The sequence below is a fragment of the Bacillus sp. GBSW19 genome, from assembly GCF_002998655.1.
In the GTDB taxonomy this organism is placed as follows: Bacteria; Bacillota; Bacilli; order Bacillales; family Bacillaceae; genus Bacillus.
The window spans coordinates 1,721,245-1,738,447 of sequence record NZ_PVRF01000001.1 but is presented as its reverse complement, the minus strand read 5'-3'; the positions used below and the strand labels follow the sequence as shown (position 1 = coordinate 1,738,447).

The 17,203-nt window shown below is 42.7% G+C and carries 17 protein-coding genes and 1 other annotated feature; of the genes, 11 read left to right on the top strand and 6 right to left on the bottom strand.

From position 1 onward, the window contains the following. Positions 1–46 precede the first annotated feature (46 nt). The 5 genes from C6344_RS09175 to ccpA all read left to right on the top strand — a co-directional run bounded on the left by C6344_RS09175 (position 47) and on the right by ccpA (position 4,067). Entirely contained in the window at positions 47–466 is a 420-nt protein-coding gene (locus tag C6344_RS09175; protein WP_003217556.1) for a DUF948 domain-containing protein, read from the top strand. Positions 467–492: 26 nt separating this feature from the next. Beyond that, a complete protein-coding gene (locus C6344_RS09170) occupies positions 493–963 on the top strand; it encodes a YtxH domain-containing protein (protein WP_034665507.1) in 471 nt (156 codons plus the stop codon). A 33-nt stretch (positions 964–996) separates the two neighbouring features. Further along, positions 997–1,320: a bacillithiol system redox-active protein YtxJ gene (gene ytxJ / locus C6344_RS09165; RefSeq protein ID WP_106072884.1), complete on the top strand. Its 324-nt coding sequence runs from the start codon at positions 997–999 to the stop codon at positions 1,318–1,320. Positions 1,321–1,537: 217 nt separating this feature from the next. Next, positions 1,538–2,614, top strand: a complete 1,077-nt coding sequence (locus C6344_RS09160; RefSeq protein ID WP_003217626.1) for a bifunctional 3-deoxy-7-phosphoheptulonate synthase/chorismate mutase — start codon at positions 1,538–1,540, stop codon at positions 2,612–2,614. 451 nt (positions 2,615–3,065) lie between these two features. After that, entirely contained in the window at positions 3,066–4,067 is a 1,002-nt protein-coding gene (gene ccpA, locus C6344_RS09155) for a catabolite control protein A (protein WP_034665514.1), read from the top strand. Positions 4,068–4,109: 42 nt separating this feature from the next. Here the strand turns inward: ccpA and C6344_RS09150 are convergent, their stop codons facing one another. From C6344_RS09150 to C6344_RS09140, 3 genes are read right to left on the bottom strand one after another with little or no spacing between them, the layout of a single operon-like run. Continuing rightward, a complete protein-coding gene (locus C6344_RS09150; protein WP_066030541.1) occupies positions 4,110–5,270 on the bottom strand; it encodes an acetoin utilization protein AcuC in 1,161 nt (386 codons plus the stop codon). Further along, positions 5,267–5,908 (bottom strand): CBS and ACT domain-containing protein, encoded by a 642-nt coding sequence (locus C6344_RS09145; protein WP_034665520.1) that lies wholly within the window; start codon positions 5,906–5,908, stop codon positions 5,267–5,269. The genes C6344_RS09150 and C6344_RS09145 overlap by 4 nt, the downstream gene beginning before the upstream one ends. Positions 5,909–5,947: 39 nt before the next feature. Then, complete coding sequence (locus C6344_RS09140; protein WP_066030542.1) at positions 5,948–6,580, bottom strand: GNAT family N-acetyltransferase; 633 nt, start codon at positions 6,578–6,580, stop codon at positions 5,948–5,950. Between the two features lie 155 nt (positions 6,581–6,735). Here C6344_RS09140 and acsA point away from each other — a divergent pair, with 155 nt between their 5' ends. The 5 genes from acsA to C6344_RS09115 all read left to right on the top strand — a co-directional run bounded on the left by acsA (position 6,736) and on the right by C6344_RS09115 (position 13,684). Further along, the gene (gene acsA, locus C6344_RS09135; RefSeq protein ID WP_066030543.1) at positions 6,736–8,460 is read left to right on the top strand and encodes an acetate--CoA ligase; all 1,725 of its coding nucleotides are present in this window, start codon (positions 6,736–6,738) and stop codon (positions 8,458–8,460) included. Between the two features lie 59 nt (positions 8,461–8,519). Further along, positions 8,520–8,758: a binding site (T-box leader), on the top strand. Positions 8,759–8,811: 53 nt separating this feature from the next. Next, positions 8,812–10,080 (top strand): tyrosine--tRNA ligase, encoded by a 1,269-nt coding sequence (gene tyrS, locus C6344_RS09130; RefSeq protein WP_060597019.1) that lies wholly within the window; start codon positions 8,812–8,814, stop codon positions 10,078–10,080. Positions 10,081–10,400: 320 nt separating this feature from the next. Next, positions 10,401–10,979 carry an esterase/lipase family protein gene (locus tag C6344_RS09125; protein ID WP_374955746.1) on the top strand — a complete coding sequence of 193 codons (579 nt, stop codon included), beginning with the start codon at positions 10,401–10,403 and terminating at the stop codon, positions 10,977–10,979. A 382-nt stretch (positions 10,980–11,361) separates the two neighbouring features. Beyond that, on the top strand, positions 11,362–11,925 hold the full coding sequence (locus C6344_RS09120; RefSeq protein ID WP_106036971.1) for a cysteine hydrolase family protein: 564 nt from the start codon (positions 11,362–11,364) through the stop codon (positions 11,923–11,925). 283 nt (positions 11,926–12,208) lie between these two features. After that, positions 12,209–13,684 (top strand): BclA C-terminal domain-containing protein, encoded by a 1,476-nt coding sequence (locus C6344_RS09115; protein WP_223254315.1) that lies wholly within the window; start codon positions 12,209–12,211, stop codon positions 13,682–13,684. Positions 13,685–13,919: 235 nt separating this feature from the next. Here C6344_RS09115 and rpsD read toward each other — a convergent pair whose 3' ends face one another. Together rpsD and C6344_RS09105 are read right to left on the bottom strand one after the other, a co-directional pair. Beyond that, entirely contained in the window at positions 13,920–14,522 is a 603-nt protein-coding gene (rpsD, locus tag C6344_RS09110) for a 30S ribosomal protein S4 (RefSeq protein WP_034661940.1), read from the bottom strand. A 300-nt stretch (positions 14,523–14,822) separates the two neighbouring features. Continuing rightward, complete coding sequence (locus C6344_RS09105; protein WP_095285580.1) at positions 14,823–15,320, bottom strand: GAF domain-containing protein; 498 nt, start codon at positions 15,318–15,320, stop codon at positions 14,823–14,825. A gap of 126 nt (positions 15,321–15,446) precedes the next feature. Here C6344_RS09105 and refZ point away from each other — a divergent pair, with 126 nt between their 5' ends. Continuing rightward, positions 15,447–16,112, top strand: coding sequence for a forespore capture DNA-binding protein RefZ (refZ, locus tag C6344_RS09100; RefSeq protein ID WP_106036968.1), 666 nt, complete (start codon positions 15,447–15,449; stop codon positions 16,110–16,112). Here refZ and hisJ read toward each other — a convergent pair. Beyond that, on the bottom strand, positions 16,082–16,897 hold the full coding sequence (hisJ, locus tag C6344_RS09095) for a histidinol-phosphatase HisJ (RefSeq protein ID WP_106042672.1): 816 nt from the start codon (positions 16,895–16,897) through the stop codon (positions 16,082–16,084). The genes refZ and hisJ overlap by 31 nt on opposite strands. Positions 16,898–17,203 lie beyond the last annotated feature (306 nt).

The following is a 17,203-nucleotide window of genomic DNA, read 5'->3' as shown; positions in this document are numbered from 1 at the left end:
CGAGAGGGTAATGAATTGCATATGCCCGCAGCAAAGGAGGTATCAGATGATTATTATTCTATATCTAAGCGTTGCACTGATCGCAATTGCTTTCCTCATTCTTGTCATCTATTTGTCCAAAACATTAAAATCCTTACAGCTGACATTAAAGAATGTTGCATCAACTTTAGAAGGTCTTGAAGGTCAGATGCAAGGGATCACCACAGAGACGACACAGTTGCTACATAAGACGAATCAGCTTGCTGAAGATATTCAAGACAAATCGGCAAAACTCAACACAGTTGTGGATGCGGTGCAGGGAATTGGCGGCTCGATCAACCAATTTAATACAAGCATAAAGCAGGCAGCTGGTGCAGTTTCTTCATCCGTTGAACGAAATCAAGAAAAAGTCACGGATGTGGTAAGCTGGAGTAACGCAGCACTTGAAATTTATAAAAAATGGAAACAACGAAAACACCAAAAATAAACCATTTTCGCATAGGAGGAATAATCATGAGCAAAGACGGAATCAATAGCAAAGACTTTTTGATCGGAACACTTATTGGTGGAATTGTTGGTGCAACAACAGCCTTATTTTTAGCACCGAAGTCAGGGAAAGAGCTTCGCGATGATTTGAACACCCAAGCGAATGTTTTAAAAGAAAAAACAGATCGCCTCACAACAGATGCAAAAGAAAGAGGCACTGAATATGTGACGATTGCGAAAGATAAAACGTCTGAATTGTCCCAACTGGTAGCAGAACAGTCAAACCAGATTTTAGACAAAGTGAAAGACATAAAAGAGCGTGCAGCTGGAAAAGCTAATCATGTGAAAAGTGAAGCAGAAGATGCAGCAGCTGACCTAGCAAATGAAGCTTCAGATGTAGCAGACGAAGCAAAAGTACGAGCACAAGAAGCGAAATCAGAAATTGAAGATGGCATCAAAGATGTCAAAGAAAAAGTAGAACAATCGACTAAAGGCTAACTCTCACTGCTCGGAGTGAAGAAGGAGAACATCATGTCAAAACAACTCATTGAAACAGAAGAACAGTTTGATCAACTAACGAATCAAGATGGGACGTTTGTCTTTTTTAAGCACAGTTTGAGATGTCCGATCAGCCAAGCGGCTTTTCAAGAGTTTGAAGCATTTGCGTCTGCACATGAAGACGTGCCTACTTATTTCTTGCAAATCCAAAACACAAGAGAGCTTTCATCCTATGTGACTGAAAAGTCGGGGGTAAAGCATGAAAGTCCCCAGGCACTCGTCTTTAGCGGTGGAAAAGTGAAGTGGCATGCATCTCACTCAAGCATTACAAAAGAAGCGCTTGAACATAATCTGTAGAAGAAACGTCAGCAATTGCTGACGTTTTTTTATAAAAAAAGGTTTACTTCAACCAAAAGTATGCTATAATCTTACACATAATACTTTATCGCTTAAAAGCGTTTGGGTAATAAAGAAAATTTTCGTGACAATTCCGAAATCTTTGTTTATAATAAACCCTATCATGAGAGAATGAAAAAATAAAAAGCGAGAACAGGCAGAGGAAAGGATGACAAAAATGAGCAACAATGAACTAGAACAATTGAGACAGCAGGCAGATGAACTAAATCTTCAAATCTTAAAACTGATCAATGAAAGAGGAAGCATTGTAAAAGAAATTGGAAAGGCGAAAGAAGCGCAAGGTGTCAACCGTTATGATCCTGTCAGAGAGCGCACAATGCTGAACCAAATTCTTGAAGCAAATGATGGACCATTCGAAAACTCAACGATTCAGCATATTTTCAAAGAGATTTTCAAAGCAGGTCTAGAGCTTCAAGAAGATGACCACAGCAAAGCACTTCTTGTTTCTCGTAAGAAAAAATCGGAAAATACAATCGTGAACATCAATGGAGAAGCGATCGGTGATGGGAAACAGCGCTTCATCGTTGGACCATGTGCTGTTGAAAGCTACGAGCAAGTCGCAGAAGTTGCGGCAGCAGCGAAACAGCAAGGACTAAAACTACTTCGCGGAGGTGCATTTAAACCTCGCACAAGTCCATACGATTTCCAAGGACTTGGTGTAGACGGTCTAAAAATTCTAAAGCGTGTAGCGGATGAATACGGTCTTGCTGTCATTAGTGAAATCGTCAATCCTGCTCATATTGAAGAAGCGATTGAGCATATCGATGTCATCCAAATTGGTGCACGGAACATGCAAAACTTCGAGCTATTAAAAGCAGCCGGATCTGTGAAGAAACCAGTTCTTTTAAAGCGTGGTCTTGCAGCGACTATTTCAGAATTCATCAATGCAGCTGAATACATCATCGCCCAAGGAAATGACCAAATCATCCTTTGCGAGCGCGGTATCCGCACATACGAAACAGCGACAAGAAATACACTTGATATCTCTGCAGTGCCAATCTTGAAACAAGAGACACATTTACCAGTATTCGTTGATGTGACGCACTCAACTGGACGTAGAGATCTTCTCCTTCCAACAGCGAAAGCAGCTCTTGCGATTGGAGCAGACGGTGTCATGGCAGAAGTGCATCCAGATCCATCTGTTGCTCTATCTGACTCAGCGCAGCAAATGGACATTCCTCAATTCGAAAAATGGTTAGATGCGTTAAGACCACTTGTCAACATTCACGCGTAATCATAGATAGAAAAGCCGCCGGATAACTGCCCGGCGGTTTTTCTATGGATAAAATATGATGGAGATTGGGAATGAAAGGAAAAGAGCACATTACAAGCCTCAAAAGTGCTTGTTCACAATGTTTTCATTTTTAAAATTCGATAGAATCTGCTAAGATCATTGTCATAGCTGACGTTCACGGCGATTTTTCATGAAATATGATTCAATTTACAGGTAACAAGCTCATTAAAGTTTGTTTAATTTAGTTATAAAAAGAAAGGGAACGTTTTCATATGGTGAAAAAACGTGTATAATTTCATAAAAGAATGTCATTTTGATGTAGATTGAAAAATTATGTGTCTCTTTTCATCGTTTTAATGACAAATAGGATATTATTTTCCTCGTATCTGACATGTCTCTATCCAATTGGTGAATGCTATAGATATGAAGTGTATTTGAAGGAGTGATTTATGTGAATAATGTTACAATATATGATGTAGCAAGAGAAGCAAATGTAAGTATGGCAACGGTATCACGCGTAGTGAATGGTAATCCGAATGTAAAACCAACAACAAGAAAAAAGGTACTTGAAGCGATTGATCGTCTTGGCTACCGTCCGAATGCTGTGGCACGAGGCCTTGCAAGTAAAAAAACTACAACAGTTGGGGTGATCATCCCTGATATTTCTAGTATCTTCTATTCGGAGCTTGCTCGCGGAATTGAAGATATCGCCACGATGTATAAGTACAACATCATTTTAAGTAACTCAGATCAAAATACCGATAAAGAGCTTCATCTATTAAATACAATGCTAGGTAAACAAGTAGATGGGATTGTCTTTATGGGCGGAAACATCACAGATGTGCTTGTTGAAGAATTTAAGCGCTCTCCTGTGCCAATTGTTCTTGCAGCATCTGTTGAAGAGCAGGCTCAAACACCATCTGTCAATATCAACTACGAGCAAGCGATTTATGATTCAGTCCAGCTTTTAGTTGAGAAAGGACATAAGCGAATTGCCTTCGTATCTGGCCCAATGTCAGAACCGATTAACTCTATGAGAAAGCTTGCAGGTTATAAGCGTGCGCTTGAAGAAGCGGGCATCGCATTTGACGATGCGCTCGTCGCTGAAGGCGATTACTCCTATGATTCTGGAATTGAATCACTTGCTCATTTACTTGAGCAGTCTGACAAGCCGACAGCTGTTATTGCGGCTACCGATGAAATGGCGCTAGGTGTCATTCACGGAGCACAAGATAGAGGCGTATCGATTCCTGAGGATTTAGAAGTGATTGGCTTTGATAACACGAGACTTTCTCTCATGGTGCGTCCTCAGCTGACAACAGTTGTTCAGCCGACCTATGATATTGGCGCTGTCGCAATGAGACTGCTGACAAAGCTGATGAACAAAGAACAAGTGGACGATCAAATTGTTGAGCTTCCGCACAGAATTGAAGAAAGACAATCAACAAAATAAAACGAAAAAGCAGGCTTACACATTAGTGAATGCCTGCTTTTCTTATGCATTTTTCTTTTCTCTTCTTACAGGCATAAGTGCTTTTTCTACAGTTTGAGCATTCTTTTCTGTGATTTCTGCTTTTCTTGGGATCGGTGGATATAAATCGTCAGGGTCTCCCCATGTCGATGGCAGGCTGACAGGCGATTGTTTATGCCAAGCCTGAACCCAGTCCTGAGGCAGTTCAGCCGGCGGTGTGATGCCTTTCATCTCAAGCCAAATCCGGCTCCATGCCCTTGGAACGACACGCCAAATATCATATCCCCCTCCGCCAACAGCAATCCATTTGCCATCACAATATTGATGCGCTAACTCATGGGCAAGTCTAGGAATTTCCTCATATATTTTCATGGTGGCAGATAAATGGGTTAACGGATCATAGTAGTGTGCATCCGCGCCGTTTTGCGTCAAAATCACATCTGGTTTAAAAAAAGCAGCAATTTCAGTCACTGCTGTTCGGTATGCTTCGAGGAACGATTCGTCTTCTGTAAATGCATCAAGCGGAATATTATAAGCGTAGCCATAGCCTTTATCGTGACCTCTTTCCTGTACTTGTCCAGTTCCAGGGAACAAGTAGCGCCCCGTTTCATGAATAGAGACCGTACAGACCTCTGGGTCGTCATAGAAGCTGAATTGTACACCATCTCCATGATGGGCATCTGTATCAATATATAAAATTCTTGCACCATATGTCTTTTGAATATATTGAATTGCCACGGAGCTGTCATTATATATACAAAAGCCAGATGCACGTCCTTTAAACCCGTGGTGAAGTCCGCCGCCAAGATTGAGTGCATGCTGCGAGTGTCCCATCATTACTTGGTCAACGGCTGTTAATGTCCCGCCAACAAGGAGAGAAGCTGCCTCATGCATACCTGCAAACATCGGTGTATCCTCCGTGCCAAGGCCGTAGCGTTCACCCTCTGCTGTAGAGAGCTTTCCTTCACTAGCCCGCTGCACAGCTTGAATATAATCGGCTGTATGGACGAGCTTTAATTCCTCCAGTGTCGCCATACGCGGTGCGACGATCTCATCATCTGTTAACGCCTTCATTTTTTGAAGAAGATCATATGTTAAGTAGACACGAAGCTGATTGAAGGGATGGTCTTGGTGAAATTGGTACGTTTGAAAAGAGGGTGAAAAAACAAAGGTCGCTTCCTTCATTTGATCGTCTGCTCCATTGGCCACAGCACCTTATAGCCTTTTGCACGAATCAGCTTCGTCACATGATCTGCATGAATGGTTTGAAGGCGGAATACGAGCACTTTAGAGGCTTCATTTGCATGCGGATACACGAGCACACTCAGCATTTGAATATGCTGCTCCTTTAAAATGGCCGTAATGTCTGCGAGGCCTTCTGTCATCTGGTCCACTTCAACCTCTAAGTGTGACCCAGGCTGATCTGCACCTGTCAGTCTGACAAATGTACGAAGCAAATCAGTCTTTGTGATAATGCCTACGAGCTTGCCTCGTCTCACCACTGGAAGGCAGCCAATTCCGTGTTCAAAAAAGACACTTGAAATCTCTTCAACGAAATCAAGCGGATGAGCAGTGATCGTCTCTAATACCATGATCTCTTCAACAGGACGCTGAATAAAGAGCTGTCTTTTTTCTGTTTCAAATATACTTGGACTGGCATTTTTAATATCCCGATCTGTCACCATCCCAATGACAGAACCTTGATCAGATACGATCGGAATATGCCGAATGTGATGTGCACTCATTTTTTGAATGGCTTCTTCTATCGTATCGGTTTTTCGCAGCGTGATCACATCACGCTCCATAATTTGTTCAATCATCATTGTTTACCAATCCCCTTTGCCAAAAAAACGAATTGAACGTTAATACATAAAGCGTTGATGGAAGCGAAGACGATCGAAACGCTCAATCGAATCAGGACTCACATTTTTCCCGATTCTGGCCATTAAACAATTGGCTGGATGTGAGCTAATCTCTGGCTCGTCTGTTGCAAACCAGACAAGACCGCCTGCGTTCATCATTTTCTCCATCATTTTGCGGTACTCCCACACGTTTTTCTTTGTCCCCTTTAAATCCCAATGCCAGTAATATTCAGTTGTAATGATGATATAATTCTCCATTTGCTCATCCATCATGCTCACATCAAGTAAATGCTTGCCAAGTGAGCAGCCTCTAAATGGAGGAGCGACCTCAATCGCGCCAAGCTCGATTAAATTGTCCATGTTACCCTCTGACCAGCGCTCAAGCGGATCAGGATACAAATACGTGACATAGCCTACGACAAGCTCATCCATTCTTGCAATGATAATACGTCCTTCTGGAAGGTCTGCTATTTCAACAAGTGCTTGTTTCTGTTCCTCAGGCGTGCGAAATGCCGTCAGTCCTTCATGAAAGGTATAGTTCGCAAGCTCTGGTGCAGGTACCGGACCTTCAATAAGGATGGAACCTGTTTCTTGCTCAATGGTTTTTGAATAATAAGTTTTAGGATGCTCCACGTATCCACCGCCTCAAATTCTAGTGAGTCGTCTCTATTTTATCTTAAAACTTGCAAGAATTAAAACGGTTTCACCATAAGTTTTTTAAAAATTGAGAAAAAAAGTCATCTATACTATAATGGTCATTGTAAACGTATGCAAAGGGGGACTGTTTGATGAAATTGGAAACGCTGCCATCAGTAAAAGGGGACTATCATTTAAATGATTATGAGCAGGCATACAAAGAATTTTCATGGGAGGAAGCAAGAAAAAACTTCTCGTGGTATGAAACAGGAAACATAAATGCAGCCTATGAAGCGATTGACAGACATGCGGACTCGTTTCGTAAGAACAAGGTGGCGCTTCACTACAAAGATTCACAGCGTGATGAAAAGTATACGTTCAGGGATATGAAAATCAACACAAATAAAGCGGGAAATCTATTCAGAGAAAAGGCGCATGTGCAAAAAGGGGATCGCGTATTTATTTTTATGCCAAGATCACCTGAGCTCTATTTTCTTCTGCTTGGCGCAGTCAAAATTGGTGCGATCGTTGGTCCGTTATTTGAGGCATTTATGGAAGGAGCGGTCAAAGACCGTTTAGAAAATAGTGAGGCGAAGGTCATTGTGACAACGCCGGATCTGCTTGAACGAATTCCGTTTGCAGAGCTTCCGAAGCTTGAATCCGTCATCATTGTCGGCGGTGAAAAGGAAGACGTCGATGGCGTTCGGACAATCCATTACGAAGAGGCGTTTGAGCAGGCAGCAAAGAACCTTGAGATTGAATGGATGGATGAAAAAGACGGCTTTCTGCTTCATTACACGTCAGGGTCCACAGGTACGCCAAAAGGTGTGCTGCATGTCCATGGCGCAATGGTGCAGCAAGACCAGACCGGTAAGTGGGTGCTTGATCTGAAAGAAGACGATGTCTACTGGTGTACAGCTGACCCAGGCTGGGTAACAGGCACAGTGTACGGCATTTTTTCACCATGGTTAAATGGGGCGACGAATGTCATTTTAGGCGGCAGGTTTAACCCTGATACGTGGTATGAAACCATTGAATCACTAGGTGTGACCGTTTGGTACAGTGCTCCGACTGCCTTTAGAATGCTGATGGGAGCAGGAGATGACCTCATTCAAAAATATGATCTCAGCTCGCTCCGTCATGTGTTAAGTGTAGGTGAGCCTCTAAATCCAGAAGTCATCCGATGGGGAGACGCTGTATTTGGCAAACGAATTCATGACACTTGGTGGATGACTGAAACCGGTGCACAGCTGATTTGTAATTATCCATGCATGGACATCAAACCAGGTTCAATGGGGAAACCGATTCCAGGCGTAGAAGCGGCGATTGTCGATAATGCCGGAAATGAACTTCCGCCATACCGGATGGGCAACCTCGCCATCAAAAAAGGCTGGCCGTCTATGATGCATACGATCTGGAACAATCCTGAAAAATATGAATCTTACTTTATGCCGGGAGATTGGTATGTTTCAGGAGATTCAGCTTATATGGACGAAGACGGATACTTTTGGTTCCAGGGACGTGTCGATGATGTGATCATGACATCAGGAGAGCGGGTTGGTCCTTTTGAGGTGGAAAGTAAGCTGGTCGAACATCCGGCCATTGCAGAGGCTGGTGTCATTGGAAAACCAGATCCAGTCCGCGGTGAAATTATTAAAGCATTCATTGCGCTCAGAAGTGGATATGAGCCGACAGATGAGCTGAAAGAAGAGATTCGTACGTTTGTGAAAAAAGGACTCGCTGCACATGCGGCACCGAGAGAAATTGAGTTTAAAGACAAACTACCTAAAACGCGAAGCGGAAAAATTATGAGACGTGTGCTAAAGGCGTGGGAGCTGAATTTACCGGCTGGCGACCTATCGACAATGGAAGATTAATTTTTTTCATCAGTTGACTTGATACCAAAAGTATGTTTAAAATGACATTAGTTGAATATGTAAAGGTTTTGACTGAGATTCAGTAGAATTATCTTTCCCTGTCCAAGAGAGCTGACGGCTGGTGCGAGTCAGTACAAAGAGGTATTCGAATTACCCTCACGAACCGCTTTTACGAAAAGGAGCATGCATGCTGCCCTGATTAGTGAAAGAACGGATCTGTCCGTTATCAGTGTAAGTGAAAAGACGTGATTTGTTGTCTTTTAAGCAGGGTGGTACCGCGATATATATCGTCCCTTCGTTCATTCGAAGGGGCGTTTTTTATGTTGAATTGTAAAAAAAGGAGAATTGGATATGAGTCAATTGATGGAAGAGTTATCGTTCAGAGGATTAATTCAGCAGCAAACAGATGAAGAAGGTTTAACAAAATTATTAGCAGAAGAAAAAATCAAGCTTTACTCCGGCTTTGATCCGACAGCTGACAGCTTGCACATTGGTCATCTATTGCCAATTTTAACATTACGCAGATTCCAGGAAGCGGGCCATCACCCGATTGCCCTTGTTGGCGGCGCGACTGGACTAATCGGCGATCCTAGCTTCAAAAAAGCAGAGCGTTCACTAAACCCTGCAGAAATCGTAGAACAATGGACAGAGAAAATTAAAGGACAGCTGTCACAATTTCTTGATTTTGAAGCAGCCGAGAACCCAGCCGTTATCGTGAATAACTACGACTGGATCAGCCAAATGAATGTCATCACGTTCCTTCGTGATATTGGAAAGAACTTCGGTGTGAACTTCATGCTGGCAAAAGATATCGTCAGCTCACGGATTGAGACAGGGATTTCGTACACAGAGTTCAGCTACGTCATCCTGCAATCTTTAGATTTCGTAAACCTTTACAGAAATGAAAACTGTAAGCTGCAAATCGGTGGAAGCGACCAGTGGGGAAATATCACATCTGGACTTGAGCTGATCCGTAAGTCTGAAGCAGAAGGGGCAAAAGCATTCGGTCTAACGATGCCGCTTGTCACTAAAGCAGATGGCACGAAGTTTGGTAAAACAGAAGGCGGCGCCATCTGGTTAGATAAAGAAAAGACGTCTCCTTATGAGTTCTACCAATTCTGGATCAACACAGATGACCGTGACGTCGTGAAATACTTAAAATACTTTACGTTCTTATCGAAAGAAGAGATCGCATCGTACGAAGAAAAAGTGCAAACAGCACCTGAAAAGCGTGAAGCACAGCGCCGTCTAGCAGAGGAAGTCACGACACTTGTACATGGCCGTGAATCACTAGAACAGGCTGTCAACATCTCAAATGCGCTATTCAAAGGCGAGATCAAATCTCTTTCAGCCGAAGAAGTCAAAGTAGGCTTTAAAGATGTTCCATCAATGGAGAAAAGCAGCACAGAAGAATTAACACTTGTCGATGTCCTTGTTGAATCAAAGCTGTCTCCATCAAAACGTCAAGCACGTGAAGACATCACAAATGGTGCAGTTTCCATCAACGGAGAGAGACAAACCGATAAAGACTACGTCCTTTCAGCTGAAGACCGAATTGAAAACCAATTTACCGTCTTAAGAAGAGGGAAAAAGAAATACTTCCTTGTGAATTACAAATAAGAACGATGGGCAGCCGGCCGCGATAACCGGCTGCTTTTTTTATGCAAAATGAGAGATGAGTGCTCTTTGAAGAGTCTAATAGACTGTTCAAAGAGACTTTGTCTAGTCTTTTGGCATTGGCGTTGAGAAAGTCAAAGGTGCTTTTTCATTATTTATTTTCTATAAATTGATTGAACAAACAGTGCCTTGTTCACTTTTCTGACATATTTTTCTTATATAAAATAGAGTTCGAATAAGATGAATAAGGGGGAATGAAAGTGATTCGTTTTAAGAAAAAGAGTTTGCAAATTCTTGTTGCACTTGCATTAGTGATAGGTTCAATGGCCTTCATCCAGCCAAAAGAGATCAAAGCGGCTGAGCATAATCCGGTTGTGATGGTACATGGCATGGGCGGTGCGTCTTATAACTTTGCTTCGATTAAAAGTTACTTGGTATCACAAGGATGGGATCGAAACCAATTATTTGCTATCGATTTCATAGACAAAACAGGTAATAACCGCAACAATGGTCCGCGTTTATCCAGATTCGTCAAAGATGTGCTAGACAAAACGGGTGCCAAAAAAGTAGATATTGTGGCGCATAGTATGGGCGGGGCGAACACGTTATACTATATTAAGAATCTAGACGGCGGCGATAAAATAGAAAACGTCGTCACACTTGGTGGAGCGAATGGACTCGTTTCACTCAGAGCATTACCAGGCACCGATCCAAATCAAAAAATTCTCTATACATCTGTCTATAGCTCAGCCGATCTGATTGTTGTCAACAGCCTTTCGCGTTTAATTGGCGCAAGAAACGTCCTCATTCACGGGGTTGGTCACATCGGTCTATTAGCTTCAAGCCAAGTCAAAGGCTATATCAAAGAAGGACTGAATGGCGGGGGACAGAATACGAATTAAAAAATGAAAAAAGACAGCGACTTGTGCTGTCTTTTTTTGATGTCATCGGACATATGACAGCTGCTAGATGATGAAAGAAGGTTATAATGGAGGTAAAATGATGACACAAAAACTCAAGCAATATTTTTTAGGATATTTCCCCTATTATCCGTGCTCATTTCTCCTCATCTATTTCATCTGGATGAAGTTTGTTAAATCAGTTCAAATAGGCGAGGTGATGTCCAACTGTACATCGATCATTGGTATCTATTACATCGTTGCCAGTGTGTGGTTTGTTTTTTTTGATGCAAAAATAGGCAAAACATCATTAAAAGCATGTACAAATGGATCACCATTCCTTACACTACATGTAGTAAATGAGAATCTACGGAGGTGGGCGTTTGTGCAAAAGAATCAAAAGGCTTTGATCATTGTGGATGTACAGAAGGCGTTCGAGCATGAAAAATGGGGAGAACGAAATAATCTAGATGCAGAGAAAAATATCAGTCGTTTATTGACGTTTTGGAGAGAAAAAGGCTGGACAGTGATTCATATGCAGCATACATCTGACAAGCCGGACTCCTTATTTCATCCGGCAAATGAAGGGCATCTCTTCAAAGATATCGCCAAACCGCTAGAGGAAGAAACGGTGATACGAAAGAAAGTCAACAGCAGCTTTATTGGCACAAACTTGGAGGAACAGTTAAGGTCAAACCATATTAACACGGTCGTGATCACAGGATTGACAACCCCTCACTGCGTGTCAACGACAACAAGAATGAGCGGCAATCTAGGCTTTGATACGTACCTTATCTCAGATGCAGTTGCCGCCTTTGGACTAACAGATCAAAACGGTACATATTATGATCCCGAAATGATTCATCGGCTATCACTTGCAACACTGCATGATGAATTTGCTACTGTCATGACAACAGATCAATTGATTAGTAATTGGATGGTAAAATAAAAGATATCGTTATACGCTTAATAATACTTGAGAGAACCATGGAACAAAAAAATCCTCTGGAATTCTAGGGGATTTTTTTCATGATAGATTATATGGTTTTGAATAGCTTCTTGAGACTGGCTAGTCATCATGAAAAAACCATAGACAAATTTAGCGCAAAATACAATCAAATTTTCACAACCAAAAGACTTTTGGAAGACTCTAGCAAATTATGTTTATTCTACGATTATCTTTTTATTCTTTGTACGTTTTACTTATCTGCACCTATTTACGGATGTAACATATGAATAATGATAAAGGAGATGAACAACTGATGGGTTGTGATAAGTATAAAAAATGCCCTTATTGTAAACATAAACTATCAAAATCAAACTGTTGCATCATTTGTGAAACAAAAGTAATTGTAGGGCGACGAGGATTACGGGGATTACGAGGGATTCGAGGAGCTACAGGAGCTACAGGAGCCACTGGACCTACAGGGGCCGCAGAAGCCACCGGAGCTACAGGAGCCACCGGAGCCACTGGTCCAACAGGAGCCACAGGAGATACCGGAGCAATCGGTCCAACAGGTGCTACAGGAGATACCGGAGCGATCGGTCCGACAGGAGCCACGGGAGATATCGGAGCCACTGGAGCAACGGGTGCCACGGGAGATATCGGAGCCACTGGTCCAACAGGGGCTACAGGAGATATCGGAGCAATCGGTCCAACAGGGGCTACAGGAGCCACGGGAGATATCGGAGCCACTGGTCCGACAGGGGCTACAGGAGATATCGGAGCAATCGGTCCAACAGGGGCTACAGGAGCCACGGGAGATATCGGAGCCACTGGAGCAACGGGTGCCACGGGAGATATCGGAGCCACTGGAGCAACGGGTGCCACGGGAGATATCGGAGCCACTGGAGCAACGGGTGCCACGGGAGATATCGGAGCCACTGGAGCAACGGGTGCCACGGGAGAAATCGGAGCCACTGGTCCAACAGGAGCCACAGGAAATACCGGAGCAATCGGTCCAACAGGAGCCACGGGAGAAATCGGAGCCACTGGTCCAACGGGTGTCACCGGAGATATCGGAGCCACTGGTCCAACAGGTGCCACAGGAGATACCGGAGCGACGGGAGCGATCGGTCCAACAGGAGCCACGGGAGATATCGGAGCCACCGGAGCAACGGGAGCCACGGGAGATATCGGAGCCACTGGTCCGACAGGTGCTACAGGAGATACGGGAGCGATCGGTCCAACAGGAGCAACGGGAGCCACGGGAGATATCGGAGCCACTGGTCCGACAGGGGCTACAGGAGATACCGGAGCGACCGGTCCAACAGGAGCCACGGGAGTCACAGGTGCAGGGCTAGCTGAATTTGCATATGTATACAATCTAAGTGCTCAAACAGTAGCTTTAGAAGCCCCGGTGATTTTTGACTCAACTGGAATTACTACTCCTGGTATTACACATGCCCCTGGAACTTCTCAAATTATAGTGACCAATCCAGGAAACTATGAGGTTACTTTTTCAGTTTCTGGCGTAGAGCCAAATCAATTCACCCTATTTGTAAATGGAGCTCCTGTGACGAACACAGTTTATGGGTCAGGAGCTGGTACTCAACAGAATAACGGTCAGGCAATCCTCGCTCTAGCAGCGGGTGACACGCTTACTCTTGTAAACCATACTTCTGCAGCAGCAGTTACTCTTCAAACTCTAGCAGGAGGGACCCAAACAAATGTGAACGCTTCTATTATTATTAAAAAATTAGACTAACTTAAATGTTTAGAGGTGCTTTTAGAAGCAATCAAAAGGACCTTTTCATTTGAATATCTTTTTTCAGCCGTTTCTTGGAAGTCTTGCCCGGTGCTCGTCTTGTGCATAGTCTGTTTCCCATTATATGTTTTAAATTCATTTGTTCATACGAGAATACAAACAAAAAACCCTAGACCACCTTGAACAATCAAGGTCTCTAGGGTTTGTTTGATCTCTCTTTAAGAGAGTAATGAAATTAACGAGAGTAGAACTCAACGATTAGTTGTTCGCTGATTTCAGGCGCTAATTCAGAACGCTCTGGAAGACGAGTGAAAGTTCCTTCAAGCTTTTCAGCATCGAAAGAAAGATATTCAGGAACGAAGTTGTTTACTTCAACTGATTCTTTCACAACTGCAAGGTTTTGAGATTTCTCACGAAGAGCAATCGTTTGACCTGGTTTCACAGAGAAAGATGGGATGTCTACACGGCTTCCATCAACAAGGATGTGACCATGGTTGACTAGCTGACGAGCTTGGCGGCGAGTACGAGCAAGGCCAAGACGGTATACTAGGTTGTCAAGGCGAGTTTCAAGAAGAATCATGAAGTTTTCACCTTGTTTACCAGGAAGTTTAGCAGCTTTGTCAAATAGTGTACGGAATTGACGTTCGTTGACACCGTACATGTGACGAAGCTTTTGCTTCTCTTGTAATTGTAAACCGTATTCAGATAGTTTTTTGCGTTGTCCTGGACCATGTGGGCCTGGAGCGTAAGGGCGTTTTTCAAGTTCCTTACCTGTTCCGCTTAATGAAATGCCTAAACGGCGGGAAATCTTCCAACTTGGACCTGTATAGCGAGCCATAATGTGACTCCTCCTTATTTGTTTTTATTTGTGAAAAATAAAAACCGTCTGTTCTTTGTCTTTTCCGTCATTATGTTTTCATGCATCCTCGCTCCAGCAGCAGGGAGTTACAAGATGCACCTTCAAATAGAAGGAACAAAATGATACAAAAAAGCCGAACAAAAAGGCTGCCATATTTCACACAAATTCTATTATATGACGCTGGATAGGAGAAGTCAACCTATTTAGAGGCAGACGTGACGCTTCACGTTATGCGAAGAAAAATAAAAAAGCAGACAATGTGCCTGCTTTTTTGCAAGATTACGCATCTGTAGAGATGGATAACGCCTTTTGGAGCACCTCGGTAAATTGAATTAAGTAGGTTTCATCTATTTCACTGAAACGGTCTTTCACGGGGCTGTCAATGTCGAGTACCCCAATGATCTGTCCATTTACCTTGAGCGGAACGACAATTTCAGATTGCGATGCTGCATCACATGCGATATGTCCAGGGAATGCATGCACATCAGCGATACGCTGGACTTCACCTGTTGCAAACGCAGTACCGCAAACGCCTTTTCCAGACGGGATGCGCACACATGCAGGCAGTCCGTTAAACGGTCCGAGCACAAGCTCGCCCCCTTTAGCCAAATAAAATCCAGCCCAATTGACCTCTGGGAGTGAATGATACAATAGCGCCGCAGCATTTGCCAAATTGGCAATCAGATCAGGCTCACCATCTGTAATGGCTTCTACCTGTTTAACAAGCAATTGATAGTCTTTTGATGGATCGCCAGACTGTTTTTCGACATGAAACATGAAAATCTCCTACTTTCTATCTCAAAAATACATAACTTGCGTCTCGCATGTGGGATTTGTCGAGCAATTGTAAAAGGAACTTCCGCCTTCATCTTGAAGTATGTACACATGAAGAGGGGTGAGCGGATGAAAACATCAACAACCGTGCAAACAAAAGACCGTATTATTGAAGCTTCCATCAGACTTTTTAACCAAAAAGGATTTTCTGGAACCTCTGTCCGTGAGATTGCGAAGGAAGCAAACGTCAACGTTGCCCACATATCTTATTACTTTCAAGGAAAAGGAGGGCTGCTTGAGCAGCTTGTATCCGATTTTTATGAAGGCTATATTCACATGATTGAATCACATATCCATCACATGGAAACTCGTCACGCAAAAGAATGTTTACTTCATGTGGTTTTTGATATTTTATCTTATCAGCACAAGCACCGTCAATTAACCCGTTTCGTTTATCGAGAGGTGACGATTGATTCGACGCTCATTAGAGAAATTATGTCGACCTATTTAACAAAAGAAAAATATTTGTTTCAGCTCATTATTGAAAAAGGGAAAAACACCCATGTGATTTGTGAGCAGCTCTCACTCTCATCGTTTATGATTCAACTGAAATCACTACTCATGATGCCCTATTTACAGCCGCAATATTTAACAGAGGTGCTTTATTTGAATCCAAATGAGCCATATTTCTATCAAATGTATTTTAAAGAACTAAGCCGCTCGCTTCATCATTTACTAGAACCAAAAAAGCCGGCATTAGATTCTCACTTAAAACTCATGATGTCTTCGAATTGATCATAAGCATATCCGAGATCTTCCGCTTGATGGGCATCAGACCCGAATATGAGCGGAATTTTTTTCTGTTTTGCAAGATCAATCATCCATTGATCTAAATAGATACTTCTGGCATATGTTTTACGAAGACCTGATGTATTAAAATCTAAGGACATGCCTTTTTTTGCCGTTTCTTCAAGACAAAGGGTAACCTTTTGACAAAGTTCAGGCGGCATCTCAAATGGGAAAAGCTGTTTAAATTTCTGCACAAGGGTGATATGACCGATTCTCTTTGGCTTATAGCGACCTAAAGATGATAGAATAGAAGAATGAATTTGGTCATAGTAGCTTTGATAGACCTGTTCGATGCTGCCATAGGCGCTTATTAGCTGCTTGAAGGCATGCTCGTCAAAATCAAGGCAAATATAATCATCGCCAGCAGGAAGAAAGTGAACAGATAAAATGCTATCGTCTAGTTCTGGACCGTAGCAGTCTAAAAAGGCACTTGTTTCCTCTTCATACTCTTTGATATAGTCAACCTCAAGCCCAGTTTTTACTATTAATTGTCCTTTGTATTCCTGTTTCAGCTGATCCAATTTCGTTATATACGATTCAAGGTCTTGGAGCTTCATGGCACTATCCTGCTCTGGTGTTGGATCTCGAAACGATGGAGGCAGAGGGGCATGTTCGGTAAAGGTTATGGAATCAAATCCCTTTTTGATGGCTTTTTCAATATAAGAATGAAAAGGATCAAGCGAGCCGTGCGGGCAAAACGGTGTATGTAGATGTGCATCCTGCTTCAGCATGTCGTCACCTCTTGTCGATATTTTGAAAAACGTGATGTTTATCAGCGAAAATAATGAAAAATCATGACCAAAAATGCTGGTTACATGGTATCATAATAACAATGAAAACGACAGCTTCCGCATACATAAAAGCAGGTCACATGGATACGTGTGATCAAATGATAGAAAGCGCTCAAATACTTTCTTGAAAAACATACATAAAACCGTGAATGGATGGTATTGGAAAACATACGATCCTGTTTATAAAAAGACAAATGCAAAGCGGACACGAAAGGGTTCTCAGGTCTACTCGGGACACTTTTACCC